The sequence below is a fragment of the Corynebacterium sp. 045007 genome (assembly GCF_040743205.1).
GTDB classification, from domain to species: Bacteria; Actinomycetota; Actinomycetes; order Mycobacteriales; family Mycobacteriaceae; genus Corynebacterium; species Corynebacterium jeikeium_D.
Window position 1 is genome coordinate 1 of the sequence record NZ_JBFLKW010000027.1, and the last position, 20464, is coordinate 20464.

Annotated in this window: 17 protein-coding genes; 8 read left to right on the forward strand and 9 right to left on the reverse strand. The window is 59.6% G+C overall.

Translation table 11 applies throughout. The features are described from left to right. The first annotated feature begins 238 nt into the window (after nt 1-238). Nucleotides 239-1381, forward strand: a complete 1143-nt coding sequence (locus AB1Z34_RS10545; protein ID WP_070429505.1) for an alpha/beta hydrolase — start codon at nt 239-241, stop codon at nt 1379-1381. A gap of 132 nt (nt 1382-1513) precedes the next feature. Here AB1Z34_RS10545 and AB1Z34_RS10550 read toward each other — a convergent pair whose 3' ends face one another. The 3 genes from AB1Z34_RS10550 to AB1Z34_RS10560 form a co-directional block, all read right to left on the reverse strand. Further along, the gene (locus AB1Z34_RS10550; RefSeq protein ID WP_049171985.1) at nt 1514-2155 is read right to left on the reverse strand and encodes a DUF3239 domain-containing protein; all 642 of its coding nucleotides are present in this window, start codon (nt 2153-2155) and stop codon (nt 1514-1516) included. Nucleotides 2156-2180: 25 nt separating this feature from the next. Next, nucleotides 2181-3884: a DNA repair helicase XPB gene (locus AB1Z34_RS10555; protein ID WP_016423319.1), complete on the reverse strand. Its 1704-nt coding sequence runs from the start codon at nt 3882-3884 to the stop codon at nt 2181-2183. Nucleotides 3885-4032: 148 nt separating this feature from the next. After that, nucleotides 4033-6549, reverse strand: coding sequence for a helicase-associated domain-containing protein (locus tag AB1Z34_RS10560; protein ID WP_367158327.1), 2517 nt, complete (start codon nt 6547-6549; stop codon nt 4033-4035). A gap of 74 nt (nt 6550-6623) precedes the next feature. On the opposite strand from AB1Z34_RS10560, the gene AB1Z34_RS10565 reads away from it, so the two are divergent. After that, entirely contained in the window at nt 6624-6812 is a 189-nt protein-coding gene (locus tag AB1Z34_RS10565) for a hypothetical protein (protein WP_016423317.1), read from the forward strand. Between the two features lie 385 nt (nt 6813-7197). On the opposite strand, the gene AB1Z34_RS10570 is transcribed toward AB1Z34_RS10565, so the two are convergent. Next, on the reverse strand, nt 7198-7818 hold the full coding sequence (locus tag AB1Z34_RS10570; protein ID WP_259803842.1) for a transglycosylase family protein: 621 nt from the start codon (nt 7816-7818) through the stop codon (nt 7198-7200). Between the two features lie 870 nt (nt 7819-8688). Here AB1Z34_RS10570 and AB1Z34_RS10575 point away from each other — a divergent pair. Then, nucleotides 8689-9120 (forward strand): cold shock domain-containing protein, encoded by a 432-nt coding sequence (locus AB1Z34_RS10575; protein ID WP_258225407.1) that lies wholly within the window; start codon nt 8689-8691, stop codon nt 9118-9120. Between the two features lie 72 nt (nt 9121-9192). Here AB1Z34_RS10575 and AB1Z34_RS10580 read toward each other — a convergent pair whose 3' ends face one another. Continuing rightward, a complete protein-coding gene (locus AB1Z34_RS10580) occupies nt 9193-9687 on the reverse strand; it encodes a DUF2771 family protein (protein ID WP_016423315.1) in 495 nt (164 codons plus the stop codon). A gap of 122 nt (nt 9688-9809) precedes the next feature. Further along, nucleotides 9810-10970 carry a glutaminyl-peptide cyclotransferase gene (locus AB1Z34_RS10585; protein WP_070602763.1) on the reverse strand — a complete coding sequence of 387 codons (1161 nt, stop codon included), beginning with the start codon at nt 10968-10970 and terminating at the stop codon, nt 9810-9812. 23 nt (nt 10971-10993) lie between these two features. Between AB1Z34_RS10585 and AB1Z34_RS10590 the strand changes: the two genes are divergently transcribed. The 3 genes from AB1Z34_RS10590 (at nt 10994) to AB1Z34_RS10600 (ending at nt 14241) form a co-directional block, all read left to right on the forward strand. Further along, complete coding sequence (locus AB1Z34_RS10590) at nt 10994-11686, forward strand: DUF3027 domain-containing protein (protein WP_224433761.1); 693 nt, start codon at nt 10994-10996, stop codon at nt 11684-11686. Nucleotides 11687-11844: 158 nt separating this feature from the next. Next, nucleotides 11845-13359, forward strand: coding sequence for an NCS2 family permease (locus AB1Z34_RS10595; protein ID WP_367158328.1), 1515 nt, complete (start codon nt 11845-11847; stop codon nt 13357-13359). Between the two features lie 9 nt (nt 13360-13368). Further along, nucleotides 13369-14241 (forward strand): TrmH family RNA methyltransferase, encoded by an 873-nt coding sequence (locus tag AB1Z34_RS10600; protein WP_367158329.1) that lies wholly within the window; start codon nt 13369-13371, stop codon nt 14239-14241. Nucleotides 14242-14244: 3 nt separating this feature from the next. Here the strand turns inward: AB1Z34_RS10600 and AB1Z34_RS10605 are convergent, their stop codons facing one another. The 3 genes from AB1Z34_RS10605 to serC form a co-directional block, all read right to left on the reverse strand. Next, complete coding sequence (locus tag AB1Z34_RS10605) at nt 14245-15150, reverse strand: hypothetical protein (protein WP_069359663.1); 906 nt, start codon at nt 15148-15150, stop codon at nt 14245-14247. Between the two features lie 15 nt (nt 15151-15165). After that, on the reverse strand, nt 15166-16293 hold the full coding sequence (gene sepH / locus AB1Z34_RS10610; RefSeq protein ID WP_083301581.1) for a septation protein SepH: 1128 nt from the start codon (nt 16291-16293) through the stop codon (nt 15166-15168). Nucleotides 16294-16515: 222 nt separating this feature from the next. Next, on the reverse strand, nt 16516-17652 hold the full coding sequence (serC, locus tag AB1Z34_RS10615) for a phosphoserine transaminase (protein WP_367158330.1): 1137 nt from the start codon (nt 17650-17652) through the stop codon (nt 16516-16518). Between the two features lie 724 nt (nt 17653-18376). Here serC and AB1Z34_RS10620 point away from each other — a divergent pair. Beyond that, nucleotides 18377-19672, forward strand: a complete 1296-nt coding sequence (locus AB1Z34_RS10620) for a citrate synthase (RefSeq protein ID WP_016423307.1) — start codon at nt 18377-18379, stop codon at nt 19670-19672. 215 nt (nt 19673-19887) lie between these two features. Continuing rightward, nucleotides 19888-20247, forward strand: coding sequence for an FKBP-type peptidyl-prolyl cis-trans isomerase (locus AB1Z34_RS10625; RefSeq protein WP_005511805.1), 360 nt, complete (start codon nt 19888-19890; stop codon nt 20245-20247). The last annotated feature ends 217 nt before the right edge of the window (nt 20248-20464 follow it).

Genomic DNA, 20464 nt, shown 5'->3' on the forward strand with positions numbered 1-20464 from the left:
AAGCTAAGTCCACCAGCGCCGATGGTACTGCACTCGGGAGGGTGTGGGAGAGTAGGTCGCCGCCGGCATAAAAAGTTTATTGTGTGGGTCGTGGTTGCCTTGCCCCTTGTGTGGGGGTTGGGGTGCTGCGGCCCACTTTTTGTTACCCACAGGTAAACAGAATTAACTAAGCGTCGATCGGATCCTCGGTTTCCTCTTTTGGTGAATCCTCGTTGGCTCTCTGTGGCAGACTGTCTCTATGACTAATCAGACACCTAACTCCGATGTGGTTAACCTCGCTTCTTCTGAGGACGAGGCTCAAGACAACTTCACTCCCGTAACGACCGAAGAAGGTAAGCTACAACAGCTTATTGAATGGCTCGAAGAACACGTCTCGGCCTATTCCTACTTGAGCGAGGTTGTCCCCTTGGGTGCCTCTGAGGAAGACATTAAGAAGGCTCGTGCTTCAGTCAATGACCGCGGCGCTCGTATGCCAGACGCCATCATTCACGGTTCAATGATGGTCCTGGGGGCGGCTGTCAACCATTCTTCGCCATACCTTGCGTATGCCGACGGCAAGGTAGAGGTGACGGAAACGATGGTGGGGGATAGTCCTAGCGTTCCGGTGCGGGTTTTTGTTCCGGAGGATCCAACCGGATCTGTGGTAGTTGCCGCACACGGCGGCGCTTTCTGGATGGGCGACGGCAGTCTGCGTGAGAATTCCTTCGGCCCAAATATGGCTGCCCTGGCAGCCCGATCGGGCGCAATTGTTGTGGACGTGGATTACCGGCTTGCACCAGAGCACAAGGTATCTGAGGCCGTCAATGACATCGCGCGGGTAGTCGCATCTGTCGCAGATGATTCGTTGCAGCTTCAAAAATTGGGTGCAATGCCCATCAGTGATCAGAACCCGATAGTTCTCTATGGTGTCTCTTCAGGCGGCCACAACGTTGTTTCCGCGGTAGACCAGATTAGTCAAGACACTCCGGTTGCTCTGTTGCTCGTTGCCCCGGCTCTAGACCTGCGTGGTGCTCCTGCGGTGTGGTTGCAGGCATTCTTCGGCACCTCTGATGATTCGGCAAAGGAAGTGTCACCGGGATTGCATGAGCCGTCGCGAAGCATGCGTGTCCACGTTCAGGCGGCCTCCCGCGATACTGTTGTTCGGCCAGCTACCGAGTACCTGAAGAAGGTTGAGGAGGCAGGGGGAGAGGCCTCTCAGGCGGTATTCTTGGCGACTCACCAGATTGCGGTTCCAAAGGTTCAGCGAGAACAGATTACGGACGCGGCGCGGTTCATTCTAGAGGCCACTCACACGGAACGTGAGCTGCCAGAGGATCCGGCAGGTGAATACGATAAGGAAGCGATCGACCGGCAGAACGAAGAGTCATGGGGCAAGAGCTAGTCAATCCGTTTCAGTTCCCAATGGCGCTCTCGCCGTGCATGTGAGCACCGCGGAGGGGGCGCTGCTAAGGGAAATCGGGGGCGGGTCTAGAACAGTTCAGTGCCAAAATGTCGGGGGCCAACAGCCCCCGGACTAGTTCAGCGGCAGGAGGTTGCGCTTCGTTGCGTGTACCTCTTCCACCCGGTCGATGTTGCGTTCGAGCACATTCCAATCGTTGACAGGAATATTGCGCTGGGCTTGGGCAATGATTGACTTGTCTGGAGTGGACCACGCGAGCGGCACTGGGGTGATCTCGTCGTAGAACTCGGTGCGGCTCTTGTGTGTACCGGCCACAGCAACAGCTGGCACCTTCGCGCCCACGCGGCGGGGGACACCGGAAATCGTGGTGACCGTACGTGTAGCCAGGGCCGGGACGGGCTCGCCATCGGAGGGGTTTTTACGCATGTCCACCAGGGTCATCAGCACCATGGTCCGCTCATCCACACGCGCAATCATGGCCGGAACCAGCGGGGATTCGTCGTAAAGCTCTTGCGGATCCTTAATTGCGCGTCGCACCTGGAAGGTAACGCCGACGTAGAGAGCCGCGAGGGCGAAAAGCACAACCGCGCTGCCGATAACAAACGGCGTGCGGTCGAAAACTATTAGAACCAGCACAGCGCCGACGAGCAGCAGAGCAGAGAAAATGCCGGAGGAGATGAGCAGTCGGCGGGCATCGCGGTAGTACTCGTTGTTGGCGTTGGTGTGCTCGCGGTTGACGGGGAAGTGAAAGTTCATGGCAGTCCTTTAGTTATCCAGTTTTCTAGGATTCCGAGCTAGCGGTGGAATCACCGGGCAGGGAGGGCCCGAGGTACTCGTCTGCGTCGACGATTCGGTAGGCGTAGCCCTGTTCCGCCAGGAAACGCTGGCGGTGAGCTGCGTATTCGGTATCGAGCGTATCGCGAGTCACCACCGAGTAAAAGACGGCGCCACCACCATCGGACTTCGGGCGCAGGAGACGCCCCAGGCGCTGTGCCTCCTCCTGTCGGGAACCGAAGGTGCCGGAGATTTGCACGGCGACAGAGGCTTCGGGAAGGTCGATGGAAAAGTTCGCAACCTTGGAGACCACCAGCGTGTTGATCTCGCCGCGCCGGAACTTCCCAAAGAGCTCCTCGCGTTTGGCGTTGGACGTCTTTCCTTCGATGACGTCGACGCCGAGCTCTTCGCCGATCTCTTCGAGCTGATCCAGGTAGGCACCAATCACCAGAGCGGGTTCGCCCTCGTGTCGGGCAAGGATTTGCTTGACGACGGGAATCTTCGTCGGCGTCGTTGCGGCCAGACGATACCTGTCGGAGGCCTCAGCCGTGGCGTAGAGCATGCGTTCGGACTCGGTTGGGGTCACGCGGACCTCAACGCAGTCAGCCGGTGCGATCCAGCCCTGGGCTTCGATGTCTTTCCACGGGGCGTCGTAGCGCTTCGGGCCGATCAGGCTGAAGACGTCTCCCTCGCGGCCATCTTCGCGCACCAGGGTAGCGGTGAGCCCCAGTCGACGGCGCGACTGCAGATCCGCACTCATTCGGAACACAGGAGCGGGCAGGAGGTGGACCTCGTCATAGATGATGAGGCCCCAGTCGCGGGAATCGAATAGCTCGAGTGCGCGGTATTCTCCCTTAGTCTTGCGCGTGACCACTTGGTAGGTCGCAATGGTGACGGGGCGAATTTCCTTCTTTTCGCCGGAGTACTCGCCGATTTCGTCCTCGGTCAGCGAGGTGCGTCGCAGCAGCTCGTCGCGCCACTGCCTGCCGGCGACGGTGTTGGTGACCAGAATCAAAGTGGTGCGCTGCGCGTCTACCATGGCCGCTGCACCGACGATTGTTTTGCCTGCGCCACAGGGCAGCACCACGACGCCGGAGCCGCCTTCGCGGAAGGAATCAGCCGCCATGCGTTGGTAGTCGCGCAGTTCCCAGGTGTCGTGGCCTCCGGTGCCCTGATCCTGCCAAGCGATGGCGTGTGCCTCACCGTCGATGTATCCGGCGGTGTCATTGGCAGGCCAGCCGACCTTCAGCAGCTCCTGTTTGATTCGGCCTCGCTCGGAGGGGTGCACGGTCCAGGTGTCGGCATCGATTTGCTCACCGAGCATCGGACGAATCTTTTTGTGCTTGGTCACCTCGGCCAGTACCGCAGGGTCGTGTGAAACCAGAATAAGGCCGTGAGCTGGGTGCTTGGTCAGGCTCAGGCGACCGTAGCGGTCCATGGTCTCCGCGACGTCGATAAGCAGCGGCTGTGGGACGGGGAACTTGGAGAAGCGCTCGAGGACGTCGACCACCTGCTCCGCGTCGTGACCGGCGGCGCGGGCATTCCACAGCGCCAGCGGGGTGATGCGGTAGGTGTGCACATGTTCAGGAGCACGTTCGAGCTCCGCGAACGGTGCCAGCGCCGCGCGTGCCGCATCCGCCTCCGGATTATCGACCTCCAGCAGCACCGTCTTATCCGATTGGACGATCAGCGGACCCGTACCGAAACCCATTATTTCCTCGCCTCGCAGACATTCGACCAAAAATAAGCTAAAGGTCAATTCTGCCACGATTACGCAGAAGATGCGGCACGGGCTCGAATCATCCCGAACCGCCACATTCGCTTCTGCATCGCTTTACGACGGTCCGCGCGCCCGCCGCCTAGTCGACAGGATGTACTTCGGTAATGCGATGCAGCAGGAAGCGCAGCACTTGGCTGGTGGCCGGGTCGATTGCATCGACCTGCCCACCGGAGACTGTGACTGGGCGCACGCGCTTGCGGCCGGGTTTGCCGTTGCGGTCAACGTAGCTCAAATACAGGTCGTCACCGTGGCGAGCCGCGCGCTGCAGGAGCTTGAATGCTTCGGTGCCGGAGGCGTAGTCGCTCGTGCCACCGGTGCTAGTGCTGGCACCGGCAGCTGTGCCCGTACCTGTCGTCGAATCCGCAGCCGAGTCAGAGACCCCAGCAGTGCTGCCACTGGCCGTAGCGCCACTGGAACTACCGGCGTGCTCAGCAGCACGGTTGCCATCGGCAATAGCCGTCAACGCCTGGCTGATGCGTTCCGGTTCGGGCATCGTTGTACGCGCAGTGGGCACCGGAGCTGGCGCCTCAATGCGGCAGGGAGCGAGACCGAGATCCAGCACCAAACCCTCTGCATCTTCGGCGATGATGGAAAAGCCCGCATTTCTAGCGGTCTCAATCACCTGGGCAAGCGGGGCCTGGCTAATTAGCACCGTTTCGGCAATCTTCCGCAACGCCAGGCTTTGCCCAGCCTGGTGACTCTGGAATGAGGCCAGCAGGGCCGGGTCGTCACAGCGGATAAACGAAGCTGCGGGGCCACCGCGGAGACGACCGTGGCGGCGGGCGACGTCGTCAAGCAAATAGGTAATGGACTGCGGCACCTCGCCGACGGCGTAGCGCGAAAGAAACTCCGAGATATCGGCGGCATTGATGCCGGCGTCGAGGGCATCGCGAAGGCTGTCTTCGGTCACGCGGTAGACGCTGGCGAGGCCGGGAGATTCCAGCTGCGCAATCGAACTGAGCATGCGTTCCATCTCCGGGGATGCGGGGCCCGGTACGACGATGGTGTTGTCCGCCTGAACCATCAGGTACGAGGCGTCCGGCGGCAAGAGGTTGTTACAGGCGGCACGCAGATCGTCGAAGGCCTCGGCGGTACCGGATTCGATGAGCGCGACCATGGCTTTGCCGACCTCGCTAAGGCCGACGGAAATCGTTTCCACGCCCGGGTCCCGCACGACGATGCCGAGGGCGACCAGCTCGTCGACCACGCCACTGAGCGTCTCGTCCGTGCACCTCGCGTTGGTAATCGGGTAGTAGTAGGCGGCGCATTCACGCAGGTCAGTCAGAGCAACGATGTCGTTGTCGCTTGCCGACGACGCCACCTGCGCACAGCAGGCCAGCACCATTTCCCGGATTGACGGTACCCCGGAGAGCCGAGCTTGTGGGGAGAGTAGAGCAATGCGCTTGCCTTCCTCATTGAGCTGGTCGACCCGCCAGGGAGCTGCGTCGCTAGTGCGAGTGCCGACCGTCAAACTCACCCACCGGTCAACCAGGTCGGCGTCGAGGAAGCCGTCGGCTGCCAGCGTGGGGGCGAAATAGTCACCACCGGTGTCATGCAGTGGCAGCGGATGCGGAGTGCCGACATGAACCAGCCCCGCTGCACTGAGGTTAGCCACGCCGCGAGCCAACTCCGAGATGTCGACGCCGAGCTCCTCGATGAGACTGCGGGTTTCCCGCACTCCAATGACACCGTTTTTCAATGTCGGCGCGGGGTCGGTTCCCAGCAAGTCCAGCAGGTCAGTCGCCTGTCGCAAAGTTTCCCAGGCAGTGGCGGCAGCACGGTCGTTACCGCTGGCAATCACGTGGGTAGCGGGGGTTTCGGGGCGCAGGGGGACGTCGTCGTCGGCAAGCCCGACTCCACGCATAAGCGCGCGAACGGTGGCGGGCAGGCGGACGGTGCCCTCGTCGATGCGTTCGAGCAGGCCGGCGTTGATGAGCGCTGGGACCGGCAGCGAAGGGTCGGCATCCGGATGAGCGTCCTTTGTAACGCCGAGACCTCCGGAGTTGGCGAGGGTGTCCAGAAGCCGCTGCTGTCTGTCTGTAACCTCGGTGAGTGCCGTGCGTAGCTGACTGCGGCTTGGGCCATCGGGATTGGGCAGAAGATACCAGCCAGGTGGCAACGAGGTGGCGACCTCATCGCTGAGGCAGAAGTAGTCCTGCCAGGGCAGAGGCTTCTTGCGGGTGGACTTGCCGGTGAAGGTGCCGCGGGGGCCGGGGCCGTTGCCCCAGATGAGGCCGTATTCGCGCAGGGTATCGAGGCTTGTCCGAATATGCGTGGCCGTGGGCCGTTGATTGGCGGGAACCTCTGCTCGAGAGAGTAAGTCGAGAATGTAGTCGATGAGGGCGTCCGCAGTGACGGGTTCGGCGTCGGCACCGAGGTCAGCGGCAGCCTCAATGCAGGCGAGCTCCAGTGCGGGCAGTCTGGTCAGCGCGCGGGAGACAGAAGCGCGGAGCTGGAGCCTTGCCGCTAGCACCTGGGAAGACTTCGGCGGTGGCGACAGCGCATCGGGGCGATTGCTGAGGATAGTGCCCACAAATTGGTCTGGTTGACCTGCCAGCCAGTCGGAAAAGAGTGCAAAGGGGGTGGTGCTAGTCATGACAATCCCCACTTTAGTGAGATTTAAGGAGGGGAGAAGGTGACTGGGGAGAAAATTTTTGGGATAATCTCAGCATGGCTAACGTTGCAAAGAAATCCTATGTCGATCCCGGCTGGCCGAAGGACCTCGAGCCTGGTCAGCACGCTGTTACTGAACTGATTGCTCACCACGCTGGTGCAGATTCGCCTTTCGGCGACATTGAGTTCCCGGTTGATCCGGAGACTCTGGGTTACGTGCACCCGACCACGGTGATTAACAAGTAATCTTTTAGATTCTTAGCAGAGCTACTTCTGCTGGAGGCCCGCAGCCGTGACTGCTAGTTCAGCCATGGCTGCGGGTTTTCACATCAGTGGCCTCGGGGCGGGGGGGGCTTGAGTAGGGGCGCTTGAAGTGGGGGCTTGAAGTGGGCGGGGGCTTATTCAAGCCCAGTTTTTTGGCCAATCCACCGGAATGGCCCCATGGATGCGGGCTGCAAATGTGAAACTGTGTAAGTTTATGACACTTTCAAGCCATTTTTCGGGCCATTTTTGTCATAAACGCAGTCACTAACTCGCGTTGGGTCGGCACCGCCAATCTGGGGAAGGCAAAAAGTAGCCCCGAGGGGATTACCCTCGGGGCTACTGTGATGAGCTGGCTAGCTCGAAAGTCTTAAATCAGACCCTGCAGCTTCGACAGGTCGAACGGAATGGCTGCGACCAGTTCCTGCGGGAGCTCAACCTCGCCGGTCAGTGCACGGAACTCAGCGATGAGTGCCTGAGCGTCGGACAGGCTGTCGACGTTGGACAGGCGGTCAGCGAACTGCTGAACCAGGTCAGCCTTGGAGTCGGAAGCAGCAGCTGCCGGAGCGGCCTGTGCGCGAACAGGAGCGGAGCCCTGGCTCGGGTGCGGACGATCGGTCGGGCCGGAGGAGAGACCCAGGCTTGCGGAGCAAGCCGGCCATGCGCCCCAACCCTGCTGAGCCAGGACCTTCTCAGCAACGTAGATCTGCTGCTCGCGGGAAGCCTGATCAGCGGTCGAAGCGAACTCGTTACCACCGAAAGCGTTCCAGGTGCTTGCGGAGAACTGCAGGCCGCCGTAGTAGCCGTTTCCGGTGTTGATGTGCCAGTTGCCACCGGACTCACACTGTGCCAGGCGGTCCCAGTCGGAGTCCGGAGCTGCAGAAGCGGTCGGTGCGAAGATAGCGGCACCGGCACCGAGGATTGCGCCGGTCAGTGCAACCTTTGCCGAAGTGGAAGCGAAGGTGTTGGTCTTAGCTGCGTGGCGAGCCATATGAAAATTTCCTTTTCGTCGATTTTCTTTGTGGCGCCAGTGGGGCTAATGCAACCCCATCTCACTCTTATGGAAAGTTCTTCACGTTATTGATAACGGGCCGATGTCATCGCACTGGAGTGAGATGAAGGCGATCTATGCGACTTCGTCCGTTAAACGCGTCGATTGCACACCGTAGCGGTTGATAACGAAATAGTCACGCGAATCGCCGGATTCTTAATTTTGAGCGCAGGTGGGCAATATACATAAAAGTAGGTGAAACTGCAGGTAAGAGACGTGACTGTTATTGGTGTTGTGTAAGTTAAAACTTCAAATTGTGATAAAGCTCACGTTATCGTCTTGTTATTTTTCCGGTTTTGGCGCGCCGCATGCACTGAGAAGGATGGCCATAAGAGATAGCCATAAAGAACCAACGCTGGCAGTTAGTTGCCGTCTCGGTGCGTCAATCCGCGAGAGTGCTCGCTTCACACAGATCCGTCTTCCCTTTATGTCCCCATCTATGGGTATAATTGAGTTCTTTAGGTAATCGGAGGTGACGTGCACATGCACGCCGCTACCGCTGCCGCCACTTCGCACTAGTAAGCAGTAATAAATAATGTGTTCCCGGTTGGAGTGCGTCCTGTTTTGGTCGCACCTTAATTAAAGGAACACCATTAAGACAGCACCCGGCCTGGCATATCCTCGCGGTCCTGTCTGGCCAAGCTCGCCCCGAGCGAGCCTCTAACTCTGGCCGTTTGTGCGTGCGAGGACGGTGGCAAATGCGGAAGAATTGCATCTCCGATCCGAAGACCCCGAAGGGCAGTCACCGCTGCACAAGGGGAACGAGGTTGAGTGCCCCCAGTCACAGGGCACGGGAAGGTTAGGTGGAAAGTGCCCATCGGTAAGGTCAGGTGGTACGACAAGGATCGCGGTTTTGGCTTCGTTTCGAATCCGGACGGTGAAGATGTCTACATCGGCAAGAACGTGCTGCCGAAAGGCGTGGAAGAACTCGTAACTGGTCAGCGCCTGGAGTACGACTACGCTGACGGCCGCCCAGGCCCGCAGGCCCTCCGGATCAAGGTGCTCGACGAGGGACCGCGCGGTGCCCGTCACCGCCGTGGCGGGGCAGGTGGGGGCGCAGGAGCCCGTCGTCAAGCAAAGAAGCACAGCCCCAGCGATCTCAACGGCATGATTTCGGACATGATTTCCATGCTGGAGTCGACGGTGCAGCGTGACCTGCGCGACGGGCGTTACCCGGAGCGTAAGGACGGCCACCAGATGGCTGAAGTCCTGCGTGCGGTCGCGCGCGAGCTGGACTCGTAAGTCGGTAGAAGATGTGAAAAACGCCCGCTCACGAAGGTGGATAACCTCAGTGAGCGGGCGTTTTGCTGTGCTTTACGACGGTTCGTTGACGATCGACCAAGTAATTCCGTAGGTAGTCTCTTCGCCCTCGGAGTTCTTTCCGATGAGCGCGGTGGAAACCTCCACGACCCCGAGTGGGGTGCGTTTTCCGGCAACAGCTGCGGAGCCGGCGATGGTCTCGGTCGTGGCTTCGCCCGGATCCTTGCGAGAGGTGGAGTTGACCGCATCGTCGGAGAAGAAACGCTGCAGAGTCCAAGAGTTAGAGCCAACAGTGGAGCCGACGTTAACCTCAGCTGTCTCCTGCTCGCCCAGGGAAATCTTGGCGGCGTTGGCCTCAGTCGTGGTGCAGGCATTCTTCTCAAAGAGGTCGCAGACGCGGTAGGGAAGAACCTCTGTGGTTTCGCCGTCTTGAATGACTTCGATGGACAGCGCGTGAGGATCGTCGATTGCCTGGTTGGTCCACTTATTGACAGCAAGGACAATGCCGGTGACGACAAGACCCACCACGACAATAGCGCCGACAACCATGAACGCCTTACTATTCTGTTGCCAGCGGCGCCTACTCGATCCCATCAACTCTCACTTCCCGACATTCGTAACGGAATTGAAGCTACGTTCAGTCACACTAGCCGTTCTCGGGCCAGATACTGCTATTCACTCACGGTAACACGGTAGGCTGTGGGCCATTTCTTTCCTGTAAGCAGGAACTGACGGGTTCCATTGGGGGAGGTGGAGGAAGAATCCGGCATTAGTGCAATGCCGTTGAGCACATCAATACTGTTTTGCTCTGCCGGGGCGAGCTGCGCGTACAAGTCGCGGAAGAGTTCGGTGGCATCGACGATGCCTGTGACCTTTCCGTCTTCCGGGTTGATGCGGTAGATGAATGGACTCTGCCACACGTTGGCCCAAATCTCGCGGTGCGATTGCGGGGAGTTTGGTCCGTCCGCGTTGCTCTGGTTGTTTGAATCGCTCGTGTCCGCTGGTGCTTCGTCCGGCACTTCGTCCGGAGCTGCGTCGCCGTCGACAGTGACGCACTCGAGTTCGTTGAGCCACGTTGTCTCTGTACCTGCTGCAGTGACGGGCAGTTGACGCTGGGAAGAGAGGTCATCGGGGGCGCGGAAAGTGAGGGTGCCACTGCCGTCGGAGGTCACGATGGTGTCCTCGAAGGAGCACGCGCCCCAGCCCTCGGTGTCGAAGGGAACCTCGCGACGCTGCTTGAGAGTAGCCGCGTCGCGTTCAATGGCGCGTCCTTCCTTCCACGTCAGCTGCCACACGGTATCTCCATGACGGGTAATCCCCTCGCCGAAGAGTTCAGGCTGTAAATCTTCCACGTTGGTCGGCTCGGCTGCAGAGTTGTCGAGCCACTGTGGCAATCGGTAAATCTGGGACTCGCCGTAGAGGCCGGTACCCATCAACAAAGAGCCATCGGGTTCGAACTCAAGGCCCTGGACGAAAGGCGCAGCGACATTCTTCTCCGTGGGAAGTGGTGGAGCCAAAACAGGATAGGACTGCTCGATGGCCAGTTTCAGTGTCGGAACGTCACCGAGCCCCGGCACCTTATCGGCACCGACCAGCTCGGAGGGATTAACCGATGCCGAAGTCGACCTTGGGGCGGTGCCGGAGTTCGAGTCCGCACTAGCGCCACTAGAAGGGGCCTCGCCTGAGGGATTGCCACCTGAACCAGTTTCAGCCGCACAACCGGCCAATAGGGCGGCAGTTGTCACGGAGAGGATGGCAGCTCGGGCCGTCGTAAAGCGTGATGAGTGGAAGGGGCGGGCGAGTTTTGCGTCGCCCGACGGGAATCTGTCCATAGCTTCACTCTAGGATAGGAAACGTGACTGAAAATCGACGACGTTCCCGAAACAGCCGCCGACGGGGGAAGGTGATGAATCACCAGGCGGTCGACACTGCCCGTACCGCGATTGAAGAGCTCGGGGAGGGGCCTGCCGGCGCGCACACCGGTGTAAGTGTCGTAGGCGAGGGCGTTGCGGTGCATCGTTTTGCGGCTGACCTGCCCGGATACAGGGGCTGGGAGTGGCATGTGGTGGTCGCGTGCGCGCCGGGTACTCAACAGGCGACGGTCAGTGAAGTAGCTCTTGTTCCTGGCGAAACCGCGCTGCAGGCGCCTGAATGGGTGCCCTACGAGGAGCGGCTGCGCCCCGGTGACCTCGGTCCGCGCGATCTGTTGCCGGCTGCAGTGGGAGATGAGCGACTCGACGGCGATGACTTGCAGACCCGCACCTTGTCGGCGCGTGGTGTGGAAGATACCGAGCAGCGCTGGGAAGAGGGCGATACCGGCCCCGAGAGTGACTTCGCTCGGGAAGCATTGCATCGCTGCCGAACCTGCGCCTTTATGGTTCCGTTGACCGGGCCGCTCGGTAAGAACTGGGGTGTGTGCGTCAACGAATGGACATTCGATGCCACGGCCGTAAGCTTTGACCACGGCTGCGGTGCTCACTCAGCCATCCCGGAAGTAACGGGGCAGGGCGCTCCGGTGGCGGAACCCTACCAGGATTCGCACCTGTAGCTTTCCACCTAGGCAAACACGATGACGAAGAAGGTGCAGTTTCGACACCACTGTGGCCCCAGAGACTGCACCGTTACGGATTTCGGCACAATAATTCCGCTCTGACACGGATAAACACGTGACACGGATAATAAAGAGACTCTAGAGAGGCATAAAAAATGGACAAAGGTACGTCCACCTCTGCAACATCCTCAGATGAGGCGAAGGACTCCAAGCCTGCACGGAAGGGGAGCCATCTTTCGGCAGTGGACCGCTATTTTCACATCACGGAGCGCGGTTCGACGACCGTGACCGAGATTCGCGGTGGCGTAGTGACCTTCTTCGCGATGGCCTACATCATTCTGCTCAACCCGCTGATCCTTGGCAATATCGAGGATGTCAACGGCAATAGCTTGGGGATACCGCAGGTCGCCGCTGTCACCGCGCTCGCCGCGGGTGTCATGACCATTACTTTTGGTCTCTTTGCCAAGTACCCCTTCGGCATTGCGACGGGCCTGGGCATCAACACCCTGGTTGCCGTGACATTCGTTGCTAACGAGGGGCTGGCCTGGGAAGAAGCGATGGGGCTGGTCGTGCTGGACGGCGTGATTATCGTGCTGCTAGCGCTGACCGGATTCCGCACAGCTGTCTTCCACGCGATTCCGTCCGATATGAAGGCCGCGATGAGTGTGGGTATCGGCCTATTCATTGCCATGATTGGTCTGGTCGACGGTGGCCTGGTTCGCCGTATTCCCGATGCCGCTGACACGACTGTCCCGGTGCAGCTCGGCATCAATGGTCAGATTGCCTCGTGGCCGACCGCCGTGTTCGTCCTCGGGCTGATTATCTGCGGCATCATGGTTGTCCGCAATATTCCAGGTGGCCTGTTCATCGGCATCGTGCTGAATACCATCATTGCGCTCGCAGTCGAGGCCTTGACGGATGCGGGCCCCTCCTTCGCTGATGGCAAGCCAGTGCCGACCGGTTGGAATCTCGCGGTACCGACTCTGCCGGACCGCGTAGGCGGCATGCCGGACTTGTCCCTCGTTGGAGCTGTGGATCTTTTCGGATCCTTTGCCCGCGTCGGTGCCCTCAGCGCCACCATGCTGCTGTTTACCTTGGTCCTGGCGAACTTCTTCGATGCCATGGGCACGATGACTGGTCTGGGCAAGCAGGCCGCACTTGTCGATGAAGACGGTGTGCTGCCGGACATGAAGCGCGCACTGGTTGTCGAAGGCACCGGTGCCATTGTCGGTGGTGCAGTCAGCTCCTCGTCGAACACCGTCTTTGTGGACTCCGCAGCGGGCATCGCCGATGGTGCACGGACTGGCCTTGCCAACATTGTCACCGGCATCCTCTTTCTGGCGGCGATGTTTTTCACCCCGCTCTATGAAATCGTGCCCATCGAGGCTGCCGCGCCAGTGCTGGTCATCGTCGGTGCCATGATGATCGAGCAGATTACCGAGATTGATTTCACCCGTTTCGACATCGCACTGCCAGCATTTTTGACTATTGTCACCATGCCGTTTACCTACTCGATTGCAAATGGTATCGGCATCGGTTTCATCACCTTTGCTGCGATGGCTATCTTCTCGGGTCGTGCCAAGTCCGTGCATCCGCTGATGTGGATTGTCTCCGGCCTGTTCATCATCTACTTCGCCGCCGATCCGTTCACCGCTCTGCTGGGCGGCTAAAGAGTTTCCATGAGTACCACCACATCCCTCGAACGCTTTGCGCCCATCGTCGTCGACGATCCCGCAGACAGCCGTCTCGATGACATCCGCAACCTCAACAAGTCCGATTCCCGCCCCGATTTGCCCGGTGGGAAGGGGCTGGTCATCGCCGAAGGCACGCTCATTGTGCCGCGGTTAGTGCGCTCACGCTTTCCGCTCCGCGCAGTCTTTGGTACTCGCCAGAAGCTCGCATCGCTTGCCGACGGACTGACCGCGAGCGAGGCCGCTGTTGCGGAAACAGTGCCCTGGTTTGAACTCGACCGCGAGGTTCTGGCCGCAGCGGCCGGATTTGATCTTCACCGCGGCCTTCTGGCCACCGCTGACCGCGCGCCGGAGCTATCGGTGGACCAAGTTCTGAGCGGAGCCACCACCTTGGCCGTGATGGAGGGAGTCGGTGACCACGAGAACATCGGAGCCCTGTTCCGTAACGCGGCGGGCATGGGCGTGGATGGGGTCGTCTTCGGCGCGGCCTGCGCCGATCCGCTGTATCGCCGCAGCGTGCGCGTTTCCATGGGGCATGTGCTGACAGTCTCATTTGCGACTCTGCCCGGTACTACGACCACCTGGCAGCGAAGCCTGGACCAGCTCAAAGAGCAGGGCTTCCGCGTGGTGTCGATGACCCCTGCGGGCACGGTGGACCTGTGGGATGCCATGGACACGGACAAGGTCGCGATTCTCGTTGGCGCTGAGGGGCAGGGGCTTACCGAGCACGCGATGGCAGCCACCGATGTGCGTGCTCGCATTCCCATGTCACCGGGAACTGACAGCCTGAATGTGGCTACCTCCGCGGCGATCGCGTTCTACGAGCGACTGCGCGTTCAGTCGCAGCGCGCAGGGCGGTAGAAACTATTTCCCGAACTTGCCTCGCGCCCGCTGCCAGGTGCGGCCAGCGAAGTTCTTGGCCTTAGCCCCAAAGCGACTGAGCTCCTCCAGAAAGTCTCGGTTCGGCTCTGCGTTGTGAACTTCGTAGTCGTCGTAGGCGCGGTCAAGCTCTGCGCCAGACTCGGACGAACCCGGCTCACCCATTAGCCCGCGTGGACTACGAGACGTCGAATACGAAGCCCCGGGAGCCGCACGACGGCCATCCACCGCAAAACCACTCACAGGGATATCGGTAGCGGGCGAATGCGGGTCGAATCCGAGCCAGTCGGTGATGACGGCGTCGGCAAGCTCTGCCGGAACGAACGGCAAACCGACCCCCTCGCGTGGACGTGAACCCGTACCTTCGAAAGCATCGGGCAGCGGGCGGTGCTTGCCCGCCCAGAAGCTGCCCTCTGCGGGGCAGGGAAGACCGATGTCTTCCAGTGTGCGGTAGCGAGTAGCGGAGAAAGCACGCTTGAGCTCACCATCGTGCCAATGCGCAAAGGCACCGAAGCCCGTGGATTTATTCGACACACTCGCGTAGACGTCCGTGGCGGCAATCTCCTGGCGCAGACGAGGCGACAGCTTGGACAGCTGCGAGACATCATCGAGAACCGTCTGCAGTACGGCAACGCCCTCAAATCCACCGATGTAGTATTCACCGTCACCGGTTTCCGCCGAGCGGTTGAGCGGGAAATCACCAATCGGTGTTACCGGCAACGTCGAGTCATAGAGAGCTAGGAAACGACGCCCGAAACCGCGGTCATGCTGAACACCTGTCTCCAGGGTCGCAGCAGGGTCATTGGTGCTGATAAACCAAATCGTGACTACACCGCGGCGAATCGCGGAGAATTCGAAATCAGAAGCGTTGCCACTGGTCATGGAGCTCATTGTCGAGGGAAACTCCTACTTCTTCGGGCCGTTCGGACGTACGCCGAGTAGCACATCCTCCCACGACGGCATGACAGTCTTCTTCTTGCGCTTCGGCTGCTCCGCGTCCGGGTGCTGCAAGAACTCCGCCTCGTCAATATCGTCGTCGGCGGCATCGCTTTGCGACGGAACATCCTGCTCCCCGTGGCCTCGCTGCGGCTCCGCCGAAGACTGCCATGCGGCTGGCATCTCAGAGGTATCCGCGGTATCAGCAGCTCGATTGGCCTGCGGAGCCAAGTCTCGGTTGCGGCGGGCAAAGTCGGGGTCAATCAGCTCTGCTGCCAGCTCATTGCGAGCAATGGTGAGCGCGGAAAGTCCCTCCGCCTGGTAACTCCACTCAGCTACGTTGGTGGTGTGGCCGACATTCCAAGTAACCGTCACAATCCACTGTCCACTCGGGTCGCGGTAGGCGTCCCACGAGGCATCGGCGAGTTCCTGGCCACGGGCGGCAAAAGCGGTGGCGAGAATCTCCCACAGGGACAACTTGGCCGGGCCATCAATGCGACGTGGCTTCGACTGCTTGCCGAGCTCCGCAATACGTGCGCGCTCCGCAAGCACCGGGTAGGCGAAGGACTCAATCTTGCGCGGCTGCATGCCGCTGTACTCAATGAGCTCCTCCACCGTCTGGCCGCTGCGAATGCGATCCTGAATCTCGCGCGGCGACAAAACTACGCGGGGCTCTTCCAGAACTGGCTTCGGTGCCGTTGGAGTCTTCTTCGGTGCCCCGCCTGCCGTAGCGGAGTTGCCGGCCGCCTCGCTGCCTTCGGCCGCGTCGCCGCTTGCGGTGGTGGCTTCCGCTGTGCTGCCACTAGTGGAACTTCCGTCGGTGGAGCCCCTCTCTGCGGTAGCACTCTCCCCAGAGCTACCGCTGGCAGTGGCGGTGGCGGCGCTGGATCCGTCGGCAAGCGATGCGGAATCAGCTACAGCAGGGGAACCAGTGGCATCGGCGAGCTCGAAGTGCTCGACCAGGAAAGTGCGCAGGTTCTCGTCGAGAGGCAGCGTGAAGCGAAGTCCCTCCTGCCGTTCCTGCTCGGTGATATCAGCGGGAACGAGAATCAGTGAATCGGTCACATCGCCGTCCAGAACGGGCTTCAGCTCCCTCATGCGAGAACCTCCTTGTTGGTCGACGTTATAAGTAATGCTCACTAATCATGGTAAACGACAAAACTCCCGCGTCACGGACAAATGGGGCAATGCCCTTGCGCGTGGCGCGGGAGTTAAGCGGCTGAGGCCGGTAAATGGCGGTTGCTCTGCGACCAATTTGGCGTTACGTTGCAGCGGCCATACTGCTACTTGGCAGCTGCCTTGCTGCTAGCTGCCCTGCTATTACTTGGCAGCGTAGCCGTTGTCCAGAACCCAGTCGATAGCGCCAGTCAGACGACGGATGTCCTCCGGGTCGATGGCCGGGAACATACCGATGCGCAGCTGGTTGCGGCCCAGCTTGCGGTACGGCTCGATGTCGAGGATGCCGTTGGCGCGCAAAACCTTGGCAATCTGTGCGGCGTCGATGTTGTCCTCGAAATCGATGGTGCCGACGACCAGCGAGCGCTTCGCAGCATCGGTGACGAACGGAGTTGCCTCCGCGCGGTTCTCAGCCCAGTTGTAGAGGTGGGAGGAGGACTCGGTGGTGCGAGCGACCATGCCGTCGAGGCCGCCGTTGGCGTTCATCCACTTGACCTGATCAACCAGCATCAGCAAGGTGCTGACGGCCGGGGTGTTGTAGGTCTGGTTCTTGCGGGAGTTGTCAACGGCAGTCTGTAGGTTCAGGAAGGCCGGGATGAAGCGGTCGGAAGAATTGATCTTCTCAATACGCTCGATGGCGGCCGGGGACATCGCAGCCAACCAGATGCCGCCGTCGGAAGCGAAGCACTTCTGCGGGGAGAAGTAGTAGACGTCAGCCTGGGACATGTCGACGGGGAGGCCACCGGCGCCGGAGGTGGCATCGATGGCGACGAGCTGGCCCTCGGAACCTGCCGGGCGGGTGACCGGAACCATGGTGCCGGTGGAGGTCTCGTTGTGAGCCCAACCAATGAGGTCAACGCCCTCTTCACCAGCGACAACCTCAGGTGCGGAACCTGGCTCTGCTTCGATGATCTGCGGAGCGTCGAGCCACGGAGCCATCTTGGAGGCCTTGGCAAACTTGGAGGAGAACTCACCGTAAGTCAGGTGAGCCGACTTCTTCTCGATGAGCCCAAAGGTGGCAGCATCCCAGAAAGCGGTTGCGCCGCCGAGGGACAGGACTATCTCGTAGCCTTCCGGAAGCTGGAAGAGCTCAGCCAGACCCTCGCGAACCTCACCAACAACGTTCTTCACTGCCGGCTGACGGTGGGAGGTACCCATGATAGAGGTACCGCCGTCAACGATTGCCTGAATCTGTGCCGGGCGAACCTTCGACGGGCCGCAGCCAAAGCGGCCGTCGCCGGGCTGGAACTCTTCAGGGAGGACTGGGAATTGATCGCTCATATGAGGCGCAACCTTTCAAAGTGCATTCAAAGTGAAGCTTGATATACAGCCGTTGTCTTCAAACTCTAGCGGTAATCGGGGGTACTTATAGCAAAAGGGTGGGGTTCAATTGCCCCCGCTTCCGTACTTTGCATAACAAAACAGGGTGGATTGGCGTATTTGCAAAGTTTGCGAAGAATTTTTTCCAGTTTTGTTGGTGCTGAAAACTTGGCGGTGTGGGGCCTCGGGCGGGCGGCGAGGGGTGAATTATTGTGGATTTAGTCGATGTGTTTTCGGGCGTCGACTCGATGGCTTTTGAACTTTTAAAGACATTGGCTGTTGAATGTGCTCCTGACCTCCTGATTAGTAAATAAGCAGTGACAACGTAATAAACCCGTTTTTCCATTTGCATTTCGGGGTAAAGAGGGGTCAAGATTGGGTAAGCCCAGGCTGCCCGAATGGGGTAGAGGGTGTTGCACTGCTCACACTCTTTGATATTGTGTGTTCTAATCCACTGCAGGTGTCGGTTCTTTATGGTTACGACACGGTCGATGTGAACTAAGCAAACTTTTTTCACTGGGCAAGATGCAATGGAACGCAAATGTCGCGCATAATTGAATCATTGAAAACAATGCGACCCCGAAGGGGTGGCGTGGAGTTGGGAGGCAGCATGCTGTTTTCCGCTGTGCCTGCTTCCCCCGCACTCTGGAGTCGTTAAGAAGAATTTTTCTGTGAAAGGGAAGTTGTGGCTACTAAAGACGGCAAGGCTGTACTCCACTACCCGGGCGGCGAGTTCGAGATGGACATCGTCAAGGCAACCGAGGGTAACGACGGTATTGCACTGGGCAAGATGCTCCAGGAAACTGGACTGACCACCTTTGACCCGGGCTACACCGCCACCGGTTCTACCGAGTCCAAGATCACTTACATCGACGGCGGTAACGGCATCCTGCGCTACCGCGGTTACCCGATTGAGCAGCTGGCTGAGAAGGCTACCTTCAACGAGGTTTCCTACCTACTGATTCACGGCCACCTTCCGTCTGAGGAAGAGCTTGCGCAGTTCAACCACGACATTCGTCACCACACCCTGCTGGACGAGGACTTCCGTCGCGCATTCAGCATCTTCCCGCGTGGCGCACACCCGATGCAGACCCTGGCTTCCTCGGTCAACATCCTGGCTTCCTACTACCAGGACGAGCTGGATCCGCTGAACGAAGAGCAGCGCAACCTGGCTGCGGTTCGCCTGATGGCTAAGGTCCCGATGCTGGCTGCATACGCTTACCGCGCATCCAAGGGTGAGCCGTACATGTACCCGGACAACAACCTGAACGCTCGCGAGAACTTCCTGCGCATGATGTTCGGTTACCCGACCGCTGACTACGAGGTTGATCCGGTAGTGGTTGATGCTCTGGACAAGCTGCTCATCCTGCACGCTGACCACGAGCAGAACTGCTCCACCTCCACCGTCCGCATGGTCGCTTCCTCCGGCGCTTCCATGTTCGTCTCCATCGCTGCTGGTATCAACGCTCTGTCTGGCCCGCTGCACGGTGGCGCTAACCAGGCTGTTCTGGAGATGCTCGAGGACATCCAGCAGAACCACGGTGGCGACGCAACCGAGTTCATGAACCGCGTGAAGAACAAGGAGCCGGGCGTCCGACTGATGGGCTTCGGTCACCGCGTCTACAAGTCCTACGACCCGCGTGCAGCTATCGCTAAGAAGACCGCTCACGAGGTGCTCCAGCACCTCGGCGGCGACGAGCTGCTGGATCTGGCTATGAAGCTGGAAGAGATTGCACTGGCTGATGACTACTTCGTCTCCCGCAAGCTCTACCCGAACGTTGACTTCTACACCGGTCTGATTTACCGCGCCATGGGCTTCCCGACGGACTTCTTCACCGTCCTGTTCGCCATCGGCCGCCTCCCGGGCTGGATTGCTCAGTTCAACGAGCAGGTCACTGACCCGGCATCGAAGATCAACCGCCCTCGCCAGATTTACACCGGCGAGACCGAGCGTGACTTCGTTCCGCGCGACCAGCGCTAAGGTTTCTAGCGATTACTGCGTAGGGGGTTCCTCGCAGGTAACTCAGCATAGAAAAGTCCAGCGTTGAAAACGCGAAAAGGCGCGTACTAGCCTTCGAAAGGTTGGTACGCGCCTTTTATTTTTCCTAGAATTCTAAGAAACCCCATTTAAGTTGGGTCCATTTACGTTGGGCTGAATACCAACTGTGAAAAAGCCAACTGTGATAGGAGATTGTCTTGTCCAAGCCAGAACTCACTGCTAAGTCCGGTCCGGCTCCGACGGAACTCGTCATCAACGACCTCACTGTCGGTGACGGCAAGGAGGCCACCCCGGGTGCTCGTGTCGAGGTCCACTACGTGGGTGTTGACTACGAAACCGGTGAAGAGTTCGACTCTTCCTGGAACCGTGGCCAGTCCATCGAGTTCCCGCTGAACGGCCTGATTGCCGGTTGGCAGGAAGGCATTCCGGGCATGAAGGTCGGCGGTCGTCGCGAGCTGATTTGCCCGCCGGAGAAAGCTTACGGCCCGGCTGGTGCAGGACACTTCCTGTCTGGTAAGACCCTGGTCTTCGTCATCGACCTGTTGGACGTTAAGTAAAAGTCCGCATGCTAGCTCTGTTGGTCGGCTGAGCTTCGCTTCGCGGTTCCTGCCCATCCCTCCGTCGGCGGTTTGCAGGATTTCCGGCGAAGAAAGTGACTGCGTTTATGACACTTCAGGCGTGGTAGGTTCAGGCGGTGAATGCATCACCACTTTCGACCAGGAGAAGTAGTGAAGCAAACCCGCCGAACGAAATACAGTGCCATCAAACCCATTG